The following is a 12992-nucleotide window of genomic DNA, read 5'->3' as shown; positions in this document are numbered from 1 at the left end:
CGTCGCCGCCCTCGTCGGCGTGGACGTGGCGATGGTCGTCTACCACCTGCGCGAGCACGGCGTCTCCGCGCGAAGCGGCGGCGGGAGTCTCGCGGGCGTCGTCCTCGGCACCCTCGGAGCCGGCTGTGCCGCCTGCGGGACGGCCGTCCTCGCGGGTCTCCTGTCGCTCGTCGGCGTCGGCGGCGCGACGCTGTTGCTCCCGTTCGAGGGGCTGGAGTTGGGCGTTCTCGCGGCGCTGTCGCTCCTGCTGTCGATGTTCTGGCTCGCCGACGGCATGCGCGGCGGGGAGATAAACGGCTGTCCGATAGACTGAGCGCGGCGTCGAAAAGGGGTGGATTACCGCTCGTCGACGCTCAGCACCTTCCCGGCCGCGATGGTCTGCCCCATGTCGCGGATGGCGAAGGAGCCGAGTTCCGCTATCTCCGAGGACGGCTCGATGCTGAGCGGTTTCTGCGGTCTGAGCGTCACGACGGCGGCGTCGCCGGCCTGGATGAAGTCGGGGTTCTCCTCGGCGACTTCGCCCGACGACGGGTCGAGTTTCTGGTCGATGGACTCGAACGTGCAGGCCACCTGCGCGGTGTGCGCGTGGATGACCGGCGTGTAGCCGGCGGTGATGACCGACGGGTGCTGCATGACGACGATCTGCGCCTGGAACGTCTCGGCGACGGACGGCGGGTCGTCGGCCGGGCCGCAGACGTCGCCGCGGCGGATGTCGTCCTTGCCGATGCCGCGGACGTGAACCCGACGTTGTCGCCGGGGCCCGCCTTCGGCACCTCCTCGTGGTGCATCTCGATGGTCTTCACTCACCGGCGACGTCCGACGGCTGGAACGAGACGTTGTCGCCCACGTTGAGCGTCCCCGTCTCGACGCGGCCGACAGGCACCGTCCCGATGCCGGAGATGGTGTACACGTCCTGAATCGGGAGTCGAAGCGGCGCGTCCGTCGGCGGCGACGGTTCGGGGAGGTTGTTCAGCGACTCCAACACGGTCGGCCCGTCGAACCAGTCCATGTTGTCGGAGTGCTCGGCGATGTTGTCTCCCTCGAACGCCGAGATGGGGATGAAGCGAGCGTCGTCGGAGTCGAACCGGACCTGCTTCAGCAGTTCCTGTACCTCCGTCTTGACCTGCTCGTACGTGTCTTCCGAGTAGTCGACGACGTCCATCTTGTTGACCGCGATGATGAGCGTCTCGATGCCCAGCGTGCGGGCGAGGAAGACGTGTTCGCGCGTCTGCGGCGCGACGCCGTCGTCGGCGGCGACGACGAGGACGGCGTGGTCGGCCTGCGAGGCGCCCGTGATCATGTTCTTCACGAAGTCGCGGTGGCCGGGCGTGTCCACGATGGTGAAGTAGTACTTGTCCGTGTCGAACCGCTGGTGGGCGATGTCGATGGTCACGCCGCGTTCGCGTTCCTCCGCGAGGTTGTCCATCACGTAGGCGAACTCGAAGCCCGACTTGCCCTTCTCGGCGGCCTCTTCGCGGTGCTGTTCGATGATGTGTTCCGGCACGCTCCCCGTCTCGAACAGGAGACGACCGACGAGCGTGGACTTGCCGTGGTCGACGTGTCCGATGATGGCGAGGTTCTGGTGTGGTTTGTCACTCATGAGTGGTGCGGCGTCCGTCCGCGTCCGCGCGGGACGCGGGAACGCCTAACGTGTCTAGATGAACACCCACGAGCAAAACGGTTTCCCAGCTGATAACGTCGAGAACGCAGAAATTCCGGCGATTTAGACGGACCGCATGAGGCGGTCCATGTCGGCGAACGTCGCCGTCCGGCGGTCCTGGTGGTCGGCGGTGGGCGCGGCGTCTCCGTGAGAATTTGCTACAATCATAGTAACTTATTCTATCGGATGGAATATAAATCTATCTCCGCGAGAGGCGACAAGTCACTGCGAGAGAAGGTGCGGCGGCCGTCGGTCCGTGCCGTCTCGTCTCCGTCGGTCGTGCGCGTCGTTCAGGTCACCGGGTCTCGCGCACCGACTCCCGGGCGTGGAGCGCGTACGCGCGGTTGCCGACGTACCAGTCGTCCGCGGGGATTTCGCTCGGGTCGCGGTACGCGAGGTCCGTGCCCTCGTGGGAGAGGCGCAGGTCGCCGCCCGTGACGCGACACCGGTAGAGGACGGTGACGACGGAGTGGGGGTTCCCCCCCCGCGCCGGCCGGCAGGTCGAACGTCCCGACCAACTCGACCGGTTCGACGTCGAGTCCCGTCTCCTCGCGGGCCTCGCGCACCGCCGCCTCCGACGACGACTCGTTCGGGTCGACGTACCCGCCCGGGAGCGCCCACCCGCCGCCGTCGGCGCGGCGCATCAGGAGAATCCGGTCGGCGTCGTCGAAGACGGCCACCGACGCGCCGACCTTCGCCGACACGTACCCCGCCTCCCCGCGGAGTCGGCCGCGCATCTCCTCGGCCGGTGCGTCGAGCGTCCGTCCGTAGTACTCGCTCGTCAGGTCGAGGATTCGCTCGTAGCGCTCCCGGTCGTACGGGTCCTCCGCGTAGGTGACCCCGTTCTGCGCGATGGTCCTGAGTTCGTCCAGCAGTTCCAGTACCTCGACGCCCTCGGCGTCCGCCGTCTCGTCGGCGCGTGCGCCCTCGGCGGCGGCGATGCTCTCGACGTCGCTGTCGTCCCCTCGTTCCCGTCCCCGGTTCACGGTCGCCGGTATCGGAGGGACGGGTATATACTCACCTGTTCGAAGCGAACGAACGTTCGGGACGGATGCGGCCGTTCGAGAGGGGTCGGGAGGCGTGGGGCGAGTTCGGGGGAGCGTCGCCCACGACGGCAACCCGACCTTCGCTACGACGACCCGGCCGATTCGACCGCCTCCGCGCGTCCACGCGCGCGTTCGACCACGTCCGGACGGCCGCGGAGGGTCAGCGTGACGGCCTCGGGACCGTACTCGACGGCGTCGACCGTCGCGTGGTCGTACGCCCACGAGACGACGCTCATCGCGTCGTCGCCCGTCGGCATCGACAGCGTCGCCGTCGCGGTGGGCAGTCGGTCGCGGACGGCCGCGACGAGGGCGTCGAGATTTCGGCCCTCGGTGACGCTCACGGGGACGACGCACGGCGCGCGTCGGCCGCCGCGGCGACGCGTTCCTCGCGTTCGGCCGCCGAGAGCAGGTCCGTCTTGTTCAGCGCGGTGACGACGTTCTCCCGCGCGACGCCCTGCGCGTCGAACACGGACAGCGAGAGGCGGAGTTTCTCTCGAAGCGTCTCCGCGTCGTCCGCGGCGTCGGCGACGAGAACGACGGCGTCCGCCGCCGCCGCCTCCGACAGCGTCGTGCTGAACGACTCGACCAGCCAGTGCGGCAGGTCGTCGACGAAGCCGACGGTGTCGGTGGCGAGGACCGGTCGACCCGCCAGCGTCGCCCGGCGCGTCGTCGTCTGCAGCGTCTTGAACAGGCGGTCCTCGACGGCCGAGACGGACTCCGTCTCGTCGGGATGGCCGTCGTTCGAGTCCAGCGAGAGGTCGTCCGCGAGTCGGTGCAACAGGCTGGACTTCCCGGCGTTCGTGTAGCCCGCGAACGTGACGAGGTCGAACCCCTGTTCGCGTCGCTCGGCGCGGAACCGCTCGGCCGGGTCCGGCAGGGTCGCCAGTTTCGACTCCAACTCGGCGATTCGGTCGCGGACGCCCTTCGCGCGCGTCCCCTTCTCCAGGGCGACGTTCATCGCCTGCGGGTCCGACTCCTTCTCGACGCGCGGGAGCGCGTACTTCAGGCGGGCGAGTCTCACCTGCAACTGCGCGCGCCGGGTGCCCGCCTGATCGGCGAAGATGGCGAGGACGAGTCGGTAGCGGTCGTACACCGCGGTCCCGTCGGGGAGGCGTTCGCGGAGGGTCGTCGTCTGTCCGGGCGTCAGGCCGTCGTCCACGACGACGGCAGTCGCCCCCGTCTCGGCGACGCGGTCTGCGAGCGTCCCGACCTTGCCCGACCCGAGGTAGGTGCCCGCGTCTTCGCCGCGGACCTGCGTCACCGCGTCGACGACGCGGTACCCCGCCGCCGACGCGAGGCCGCGAATTTCCCCCGTCTCGACGGGCGCGTCGTCGCTCCGCTTGGCGACGACGGCCGGTTTCCCGCCGTTCGTCGGCCCGCCTCGTTCGTCTGTCGTCTCCTCCGTCGTCCGTGCTGATTGCTGGTCGCGTTGTCGTGACATCGTGTGCTGTCTGGTGGTCGTCTCCGGCGCGGTGCGCGGCCGAGACGCGAGCGTCTCGGCGGGCGCGAGCGTCCCGTCGCACGGCGGCGACGCGGACGAATCAGCACGAGGAGGAGGTCTTCATGGCCGTACACCGACTGTGCGCGGGCGTCGGAAGAAACTGTCGGCTGCGTGACAGCCGTTCGCAGGGACGGGTAGTCAGTCGCCGTCGCTCCAGCGCGGGACGTCGCTCACGACGGCGCCGCCCGCTTCCGAGTCGACGTTCCTCCCCGAGTCGGAACCCGTCCGGCGGGCGACGGCGCGTCGCGCCCGCGCCAGTTCCGTCGCGATGGGCTCGTGGCCGATGAGGACGAAGCCGAGACAGATGACGGCGAAGCCCAGCATCGACAGCGCCGAAATCGCCTCGCCGAGGAGCACCGACCCGCCGAGCGTGGCGACGATGGGGACGACGTAGAACACGAGGTTACCCCGGATGGCGCCAACGTCGTCCAGCAGGCTGAAGTAGGCGACGAAGGCGAGCGCGCCCGAGAACACGCCGACGTAGCCGAGGGCGACGAGTGCCGTCGGCGTCCACGCGACGGACGCCACCTGCTCGCCCGCCGCCCAGACTCCACAGGTGGCTCAGCAGGGCGGCGACGGGGAGCGCCCACGCGGTGCGCGCGGTGGCCGCCATCGACGAGTCCGCCCGGCGGATGAGGACGCTCCCCAGCGCACCGCTCCCGGCGGCGGCGACGACGAGTGCCTTGCCGACGGCGGCGCCGCCGAGCAGGTTCGTCGGGTCGACGTCCACGACGAGTGCGACGCCGACGAGTCCGAGGAGCATCCCCACGGCGTCGGTGCGCGAGAGGCGTTCGTCCGACAGCAGGAACGCCGCGAGCACCGGCGTCAGAATGGGGTTGAGACTGTAGAGTATCGACCCGACGCCGCTCGTGACGTACTGCTGGCCGAGGAAGATGAGCGCGTTCGTCGCCCCGATGGCGAACACGCCCGCGGCGAGGATGGCGGCGACGTCACCGCGCGTGCGGGGGAGCCACCGCTCCCGCGGGAGACTGACCGCCACGTACGCGAGCAACAACGCCGCCCCGACGTCGAACCGCAACGCGACGAACAGCAGGGGCGGGATGAACTCCAACCCCGCCTTCGCGGCGACGAACGTCCCGCCGAAGAACGCGCTCGCGGCGAGAAACGCCGCCAGCGACCGGTATCGCGACATCGCTACCGCCCCCTCCGCCCGGAGAATCGGCTCCCAGAGAGACTCGCCCGCTCGCACCGTCCGACTGCTTCGGTAATCACTACACGAACGTAATCGCAGTATCGGTTTATACTTGTCCAGAAAAGAATTCCAAAACTGAAATTACTTCACACACCGACGCGATTTCACGGCCCGATAGAGTTTCAGAGCGTGAAAACAGCTTTGAACGACCGGGTGCAACGGCGACCATGGACTCGGCACTCGAAGAGATCGAGTTCCTCGCGCTCTCGGCGAACCGGGTCGAGGTGCTCGACGCCCTGACCGAGGGGGCCGCGACGCGCCGCGAACTCGAGGCGGAGACGGGCGCCTCGCAACCGACGCTCGGTCGCATCCTCGGCGACTTCACCGACCGCGGGTGGATAACGCACGACGGGACCCGGTACGTGGCGACGGCCACCGGTCGCCTCGTCGCCGAGGCGTTCACCGACCTCTGGGAGACGATGGAGACGGAACTGAAACTGCGCGACGTGGCGGAGTGGTTGCCGACGGAGTCGCTGGGGTTCGACCTCGGGCGACTCGGCGACGCGACCATCACCGTGCCGACGCGGACGAGACCCGGCGCGCCCGTGCAACGCGTCCTCGAACTGCTCGAAGAGTCCTCACACGTCCGCATCTTCTCGCACGCGTTCAACGAACAGAGCCTCGAAGTGGTGACCGAACGAACCGTGGAGGGCGCTCAGACGTTCGAGGGCGTCTTCTCGCCGGACGCGCTCGACGCCATCGCGCACGACTCGACGCTGCGGCAACGCCTCGAAGCGTTGCTCGACTCCGAGGCGGCCGAGATTCGCCTCCACGAGGGGCCGATTCCGCTCGCGGTGACCATCACCGACGACGTGGTCCACCTCCTCCTGCGCGACGACGAGGGGCTACTCCGCGCGGCACTCGACACCGACGACGACGCCGTCCTGTCGTGGGCGCGCGAGGCACACGAACGCTACTGGCGGGCGGCGTCGCCGTTGGACGTCGACGACCTGGAGTAACGAGCGACGGGACGACTCCCGACCACCTGTCGGTCCCTCACACGCTTGGTCGGCGCTCCCGACGCCGCGACTCGGTGCTTCTAGCCGCTCTCGCCGTCCGGTCGGCGAGTCGGTCCGCGCGCCCACCGCCCACTAGTTGTATAGCCGCTCCGTTCGTCCGACACTCGCTATCGAGTGAGAGCGAATTAGGCGCGAGAGAGCACAGAGAACGTGTGGGGCGGGCAGGGGACGAGTCACACGGACCGGGCATCTGACGACGGTTCCGACGCGACGTGGGATGGCGTCGTGCGGGACTCGCGAACGCTCGTCACCGCTCCCGCCCCCGCGCCGACGGAGGCACCCCGTCGCTGTTCTCGGCTCGTCCGGGCACCGCGTATCCGGCGTTGTTGAAACCCTCAATCGGTGATCTCTTTCGGCGGTCCTGCTGGATACAGGGCGCGAGTCGGTCACGTCATACACACGGATTTAGTAGAGAGATGAGAATTGTTTCTGCATGGTCACCGCCAACACACGAACCCTCCTACTGGGCAGAAATGGAAAACGAACGAGGCAGTGGAGTATCGGTGCTGGAGTACTCCTCGTCGTGTCACTTCTGTACTTTTCGGCAACGAGAACGGTAGGCTACACGAAGCTGCACCCTCTCCTTTGGTGGGAAGGCTATGCTGTCCTCCTCACCGTTCTCGTTGCGGTACAAGCATACTCGAATGGAGGGGTAATGCTGAGCTGGTTGCTCACGTTTACTCCTGTTATTGGGGTCATCCTGAGTTACCGTGGCATCGGACTCGGATTCGGATTTACCGACGAAGCTCCGGGAATAGTGGAACTACTCGGAGTTGCCACCGTCGGTGGGGTGATCGCTGCTGCCATCGTGGGAACACTCGGCTTTGGTATCGGAACTGCAGTTCGCCGAATTGCTGAACAGAACCTCTGAGTGTTGCACGCACTTTCTGACAGCAACTGGTGAGGTTTCTGTGGCCGTGCTGAACTCAGGGCGCGAGTCGGTCACCACCATTCGAGAGACAGTGGTTCTCGTAGCCTGAGACGCACCTGACAAATACATACTGTTTTGACCCGAAGTATAGGTCAGGTGACTAGAACCATGACCGCAATCGTCTCTACCAAACACGAACAGCCCATGAGCGCCTACCTCGCGCTATGGAATGGAGAGGACTCGAAGACAGACTCGGTCTCCGATTCATTCGTGGCCTACGAACCAAGCGCCCCTGGTGGTGAAGTGCACGGACCTGACGCTCTCGATGCATACGTCCGTGAACTTCGGACCGCTTTCCCTGACTTCACAATCACCCCTGAAGCCCTACTCGAAGACGCCGAGATGGTCATGACCGAGTGGACGGCAACAGGGACGCACGAAGGCGAGTTCAACGGTCTCCCCCCGACCGGGCGCACGTTCGAGCACAAGGGGATGTCGAAGTTCGTCATCGCGGACGGCAAGATACAGGAGGAGCGGATGTACTACGACCCTCGGGAGATAGCCGAGCAACTCGGTTTCCTTGAGGAGTAAGAACGCTGTTTCTTTCGACATGAAGCCAGTCTGACCGTTCTACGTGTTCACTGTGCGCGACACGTTTGCTGGCTACATCCTCTGAGTGTTGCACGCCTTTTCTGACAGCGTTCGGCGAGGTTTCTGCGGTCGTGCTGAACTCAGCGCGCTTAGGCAGCACTCTCTAGACTGACTGAGGGAATGCAAAACCTGCTCGGCACTCTCACCAGTCCCCCGTCGAGCGCTCGTCGGCCGCTGCGCCGAGCGTTCGGCCGGTGACGACTGCGACGAGTCCGGCGACGACGACCTGCACGACCACGAACGCGACCAGCAGACGAGGGGCCTCAGCGGAGACGACGGCCAGCGTTCCGAGGGTCGTGTTCGCGGCGGCGTGGAACAGGACCGCCAGCAGCACGCTCCCCCTGGCGTTGACCACGACCCAGGAGACCAGCACCGACCACGCGACCACCACGGGCACGTACGCCCACAGCAGGAAGCCACCCGTAACGCCGATCTCGGGAGCCAGCACGAAGAACGGCAGGTGCCACAGCGCCCAGACGACCCCGACGACGACCGCACCAGCACGTGCCCCGAACTGCTCGGTCAGCAGGGGGAGTGCGAACCCACGCCACCCGAGCTCCTCCGCGAGCGGCCCGCCGACGAAGACGTTCACCAGAAACACGACCGGAACGGCGACCAACCCGATATCCCCTGGGGTGGTTACCGCCGGCACACGCCCCCCGACCGCGAGTGCGACGGCGACCGATGCGCCGACCGCCAAGGGCACCGATAGTACCGCCGCTGCGTACCACCGCAGTGGGACCCGCCAGCGCAGCAACTGCACCAGCAGTCGCCGTGCGCCGGCCCGGCCGCCCGCTGCGGTTGCCATCCCGACCGCGACCACCGTCGGACTCCAGGCACCCGCCAGCACCACGAGCAGTTGGGTGGTCCCGCTCGTTCGCGGAAGCCCGACGAACCAGAGCGTCCACGAGCAGGCGACCACGAGCGCGAAATACGTCCACACCGACCAGCGAAGCGATCCGCGAGCATTCTGTCGTCGGACACGCCGCTTCGGATACTGATTCGAACTGTCCATACTGGTACGACGCCGTTCGGCGGCTTGAACTGTCTGTGAAGATGATTTCACACGGTGGGGCTAGGTCGGCTGCCGTTCGGTGGCCACGACCGCGAGGTCGTCATCGAGCGTCATCACGAGCCGTTCGTCGTCGAGTTCGATGGTGAGCTCGGCCTCCGGTGGGTCTCCGCCCACGAGGTCCGCGGAGTCGTCGTGAAGCCAGTCGAGTTCCCATATCGGAATCGTCCGGAAGTCGATGCCATGGTCGTGGTAAAAGCAGACGACGACGGGGTGGTCGAGCACCGCGCTGCCGACCGCGCCGGTGAACCGCATCCCACAGCGACGACAGACGAGCTCGATGCCGACCCGGTTCTGGGCCGAATGTTCGGGCGTGCCGAGCGAGCCGTCGGTTCGGCCGGTACACACCGGACAGAAGCCGTCGAGAGTCCGGGCGAACTCGTGGCGGACCCACCGGCCCAGGACCGCTGGCAGGTCGGTCGGCTGGTATCCCTCGAAGATGCCGGGGGGCACGCTGTGGTGCGTGACGACGGTCCCACAGTCGTCACACCCGATGCGGGCGACGTCACCGTCGTAGCTGGCGAGCAGCGACCCGTCACAGGTGGGACACGGCGTCGCCACCTCGACCGGTCCGAGCGACCGCTCGTCGGAGTAGGTCCCGGCCATGACCGCGCCGATGACCTGGCCGCCGGCGTGCCGGAGGTGGTAGCCGTCGTCGGTCTGCTGGACGAACGGGCCGACGAGCTGTGAGAGGTGGTAGTTGAACTGGCCGCTATCGTCCATCTCGACGGCGTCCATCAGCTCCGCGTACCGGAGGTGTTGGCCGTCTGCCTCGAACAGGGCCCGTATTATCGACAGGCGCGTCTCGTTGCCAGCAACGGCGAGCACCTCGCCCGGAGGCCGTTCCGTGGCCCACTCCGGCGACTGCGCTGGGCCGTCGTCTTCGTCGGCCATACCGTACCAAGGGGTGGCTCACCCCATCGTTCTACCGGACGCCGCCTCCAATGTTGGACTGCAAGCCGATGGTCGGAATGTGCATTGGAGAGCGAATCGAGGGGCTGAAATGCTGACTATATCCTCTGTATTCAGCACACATCGTCTGTCGTCAGATACGGATTTCAACAGAGTCGCGTATCCAGAAGTATTTAGCCATCAGCTATACCAGAGGTAGTTGAACCACGAGTCACCGTGCCCCCTGTATGAACAGCCTTCCACTCGGACTCACCCGACGCACGCTCGTCGCGCTCTCGCTCCTCTGCCTCGCGGTCCCCGCCCTCCTCTGGACCTCGGGGGGCGCGATAGGGGACGCGAGCCCCTCGGTCGACGCGAACGTGACCGAGCGCTACCGCGCCGTCGACTCGCTGACCGGAACGCGGACGGTCACGATGCGGGCCGACGGTACCGTCACGTCTCGGCACGTCGCCAGCGTCACGCTCGTCCCGGGGACCGACCGGAGACGGGTCCGCTTCGCCGACGCCTCGGACCGACGGTACGGACTGCAGGTCTCGAACGGGTCGACGCTCTGGCTCCACGAGACCGGCCGGAACGCCGTGACCGCCATCGACCTGACGGGGCCCCCGACCGACTCCCGGACCGGTCTCCGACTGCAGGCACTCGTCGCGGCCGCGGGGCTGACCGACGACGCGGGCCGGCCCCGGTCGGTCGGCGTGTCGCCGCTGCCCGTCCTGCCGCGACACACCGGCGTCGCTCCGGGAGCCGACGCGAACGCCAGTTACGCCGTCGAGTTCGTCGAGACAGACACCGTCGGCGGGCGCGAGGCGTACGTGCTCGAAGTCGCTCCCGAGGCGGACGGGAGTGAGGCACGCTACCGACAGCGGTTGTGGCTCGACGCGGAGCGGTTCTACCCCCTGCGCACGCAGACCGAGTGGCCCGACGACGACACCCGGCGGTCGGTGACGACGACGTACGCGAACGTGACGTTCGACGCGCCGGTGCCGACGGGCACGTTCCGCCCCGAGGTAGACGCCGACACGACGGTCGAGCGTCCGGACACGCCTCGCACGGAGTGGTACCGAAGCCGGGCCGACCTGGTGGCGCGGAGTTCCCTCTCGGTGCCGGCGCCGACCGTGCCGCCGTCGTTCGAACTGGTCTACGCCACGCGAACGACCGGGCGCATCGACGGCGTCGGACTCCGCTACGCCGACGGCGGACGCGAACTCACGGTCGCGACGTTCAACTACACGCTCGACATCGACCCCGACGAACGCGACGTGAGCGTCGGCGGCCAGCCCGCGACCATCGACGACGGGCCGACCACCTCGCTCTCGTGGAACTGCGAGGGGTACGGCTACACCGTCCGGGGAACCGGCGTCGAGACGGACCGGCTGATCGAAGTCGGCCGGTCGGTGGGCTGTTCAGCCTGAAATCGCGCGAGTTTCCGGGTCAGAAACTCGCCCCCCTTTTATATTGTGCGACGGTCCCTCGGTCGAATCGCAATGGGGCCCACCGAGTCGACCACGCGCTGCCCCGCCGGTAGCACCGTGACGTGCCCTCTGACAGCACACCGCGGCCCCGTTGCAGTCACCGCTGACGCAGCACCCCCTCCACAGCGCCACCGTACCGCTCCGACCCACCACGGAGCCTCCGTCCCGAACCGACCGCCACGGGCCCGTGGCCGAAACCCGTGGGCCTAATAGTCTAACAGGCGGTCGTTCGACCGACACGTGAGTGAGGACCCAGAGCTGGGCGATGTTCTCGACATCCTCAGCGACGAGTACGCGCGCGACATCCTCACAGCGACGAGTATCAGACCAATGTCCGCACAACAGCTTGCCGACGAATGTGAGATGTCAAAACCGACGGTCTACCGCCGGGTGGAACGATTACGAGCGTACGGCCTCCTCGACGAACGGACCGAGATTCGGACCAGCAACAACCACTACAGCGTCTACACCGCCACGCTCTCGGAGGTGTCTATCGAACTGGACGCCGGGTCGTTCGAGGCGTCCCTGACGCGCACGGACGACGAGTCGTTCGCCGGCGAAGACGAGAGCGATACCGCCGACCGGTTCACGAGGATGTGGGAGGACCTCTGATGGCGCCCGTGACCGTCGTCGCCGACTGGGTCATCGTCGGACTCGCCTTCGGGTCGACCCTCGTCGGAAGCTACGTGGGCTATCAGGCGTACCGCGGCTACCGCCGCCACGACAGTCGAGCGATGCGGGCGCTCTCCGCGGGCCTGTTCCTCCTCACCACCGTCGCGTTCGGCATCGCCTTCGTCGGGTCGGTGCTCCTCCGCGAGGGCTACCTCGGACTGCAGTATCAGCAGTCGCTCACGCTCCTCACGCGACTGTTCCAGTTCCTCGGCGTCACGCTCATCGCTTACTCGCTCCACTCGCGCGGTTAGGCCGCCCGCGGACGTGGACCCGGTCTGTCTCGTTCTTCGCGTGCGCCCGCGACTCGTTCTCCCGAGAGAGATGCGACCCCCGTCGTCCGTGAGCGACTGCGCCGGAACCCGGTCGACTCCCGAGACAGTGTCGAGTTCGGGACGTTCCCGATTTGCTATCGCGTCATGTCGTGTATGGCGGTGGAGATACGAACCTGCGGCCGCACGGACCGACATACCAAAGCATTACTTGCCGCGACCCAACCTCCAGTCATGGCCCTTCGCAAACCGCCGTTGCGCGAGGCTCACGCCGCACGTGACGCCAAGTTCACCGAGTTCGGCGGGTGGGACATGCCGGTCGAGTTCGACTCGATTCGGACAGAGCACACGGCCGTCCGCGAATCCGCCGGTATCTTCGACGTCTCCCACATGGGAGAGGTGGAGGTGTCCGGTCCGGACGCGACGACCCTGATGCAACGGCTCACCACGAACGACGTGACGCTCCTCGACCCGGGCGACTCGCAGTACGCGATGATCACCGACGCGAGGGGACGATTCTGGACGACACCGTCGTCTATCGCCTCCCGGACGAGGAGGACAGACGGTATCTGTTCGTCCCGAACGCGGGTCACGACGAAGAGATGCACGCCCGGTGGACCGACCACCGCGACGA

Annotated in this window: 9 protein-coding genes and 5 pseudogenes; 8 read left to right on the top strand and 6 right to left on the bottom strand. The window is 67.1% G+C overall.

Annotated elements, in window-relative coordinates; genetic code table 11:
* A pseudogene (locus tag GJ632_RS22140) lies at positions 1-313 on the top strand (hypothetical protein); the annotation flags it as partial.
* A gap of 23 nt (positions 314-336) precedes the next feature.
* Here GJ632_RS22140 and tuf read toward each other — a convergent pair.
* The 4 genes and pseudogenes from tuf to GJ632_RS12425 all read right to left on the bottom strand — a co-directional run bounded on the left by tuf (position 337) and on the right by GJ632_RS12425 (position 5360).
* A pseudogene (gene tuf / locus GJ632_RS12440) lies at positions 337-1600 on the bottom strand (translation elongation factor EF-1 subunit alpha).
* Between the two features lie 350 nt (positions 1601-1950).
* A complete protein-coding gene (locus GJ632_RS25380) occupies positions 1951-2646 on the bottom strand; it encodes an NUDIX hydrolase N-terminal domain-containing protein (protein WP_197427987.1) in 696 nt (231 codons plus the stop codon).
* 143 nt (positions 2647-2789) lie between these two features.
* Positions 2790-4147 (bottom strand): annotated as a pseudogene (gene hflX, locus GJ632_RS12430) (GTPase HflX).
* 198 nt (positions 4148-4345) lie between these two features.
* Positions 4346-5360 (bottom strand): annotated as a pseudogene (locus GJ632_RS12425) (DMT family transporter).
* A 227-nt stretch (positions 5361-5587) separates the two neighbouring features.
* Between GJ632_RS12425 and GJ632_RS12420 the strand changes: the two are divergent.
* The 3 genes from GJ632_RS12420 to GJ632_RS12410 all read left to right on the top strand — a co-directional run bounded on the left by GJ632_RS12420 (position 5588) and on the right by GJ632_RS12410 (position 7901).
* Entirely contained in the window at positions 5588-6379 is a 792-nt protein-coding gene (locus GJ632_RS12420; protein WP_191453124.1) for a winged helix-turn-helix domain-containing protein, read from the top strand.
* 493 nt (positions 6380-6872) lie between these two features.
* On the top strand, positions 6873-7310 hold the full coding sequence (locus GJ632_RS12415; RefSeq protein WP_191453121.1) for a hypothetical protein: 438 nt from the start codon (positions 6873-6875) through the stop codon (positions 7308-7310).
* Positions 7311-7478: 168 nt separating this feature from the next.
* The gene (locus tag GJ632_RS12410; protein ID WP_191453120.1) at positions 7479-7901 is read left to right on the top strand and encodes an ester cyclase; all 423 of its coding nucleotides are present in this window, start codon (positions 7479-7481) and stop codon (positions 7899-7901) included.
* Positions 7902-8103: 202 nt separating this feature from the next.
* On the opposite strand, the gene GJ632_RS12405 is transcribed toward GJ632_RS12410, so the two are convergent.
* Positions 8104-8904, bottom strand: coding sequence for a CPBP family intramembrane glutamic endopeptidase (locus tag GJ632_RS12405; protein WP_197427986.1), 801 nt, complete (start codon positions 8902-8904; stop codon positions 8104-8106).
* 132 nt (positions 8905-9036) lie between these two features.
* Positions 9037-9927, bottom strand: coding sequence for a hypothetical protein (locus tag GJ632_RS12400; RefSeq protein ID WP_191453117.1), 891 nt, complete (start codon positions 9925-9927; stop codon positions 9037-9039).
* Positions 9928-10172: 245 nt separating this feature from the next.
* Here GJ632_RS12400 and GJ632_RS12395 point away from each other — a divergent pair, with 245 nt between their 5' ends.
* From GJ632_RS12395 to GJ632_RS12380, 4 genes and pseudogenes are all read left to right on the top strand, one after another.
* Entirely contained in the window at positions 10173-11357 is a 1185-nt protein-coding gene (locus GJ632_RS12395) for a sigma-E factor regulatory protein RseB domain-containing protein (RefSeq protein ID WP_191453116.1), read from the top strand.
* A 300-nt stretch (positions 11358-11657) separates the two neighbouring features.
* Positions 11658-12029: a helix-turn-helix domain-containing protein gene (locus GJ632_RS12390; protein ID WP_089807883.1), complete on the top strand. Its 372-nt coding sequence runs from the start codon at positions 11658-11660 to the stop codon at positions 12027-12029.
* Positions 12029-12340, top strand: a complete 312-nt coding sequence (locus GJ632_RS12385; protein WP_191453113.1) for a hypothetical protein — start codon at positions 12029-12031, stop codon at positions 12338-12340. Before GJ632_RS12390 ends, GJ632_RS12385 begins: the two co-directional genes overlap by 1 nt.
* A 252-nt stretch (positions 12341-12592) precedes the next feature.
* Positions 12593-12992 (top strand): annotated as a pseudogene (locus GJ632_RS12380) (glycine cleavage system protein T); the annotation flags it as partial.

The sequence above is a fragment of the Halogeometricum sp. CBA1124 genome, from assembly GCF_009741955.1.
In the GTDB taxonomy this organism is placed as follows: Archaea; Halobacteriota; Halobacteria; order Halobacteriales; family Haloferacaceae; genus Halogeometricum; species Halogeometricum rufum.
The sequence above is the reverse complement of the archived record's forward strand: the minus strand, read 5'-3'. Positions and strand labels throughout refer to the sequence as shown.

What these genes read in the sequence shown, in the direction of transcription:
- GJ632_RS12410 (WP_191453120.1), top strand. Translation starts at nt 7,479, where the DNA reads ATGACCGCAATCGTCTCTACCAAACACGAACAGCCCATGAGCGCCTAC.
- GJ632_RS12400 (WP_191453117.1), bottom strand. Translation starts at nt 9,927, where the DNA reads ATGGCCGACGAAGACGACGGCCCAGCGCAGTCGCCGGAGTGGGCCACG.
- GJ632_RS12395 (WP_191453116.1), top strand. Translation starts at nt 10,173, where the DNA reads ATGAACAGCCTTCCACTCGGACTCACCCGACGCACGCTCGTCGCGCTC.
- GJ632_RS12420 (WP_191453124.1), top strand. Translation starts at nt 5,588, where the DNA reads ATGGACTCGGCACTCGAAGAGATCGAGTTCCTCGCGCTCTCGGCGAAC.
- GJ632_RS12385 (WP_191453113.1), top strand. Translation starts at nt 12,029, where the DNA reads ATGGCGCCCGTGACCGTCGTCGCCGACTGGGTCATCGTCGGACTCGCC.
- GJ632_RS12415 (WP_191453121.1), top strand. Translation starts at nt 6,873, where the DNA reads ATGGTCACCGCCAACACACGAACCCTCCTACTGGGCAGAAATGGAAAA.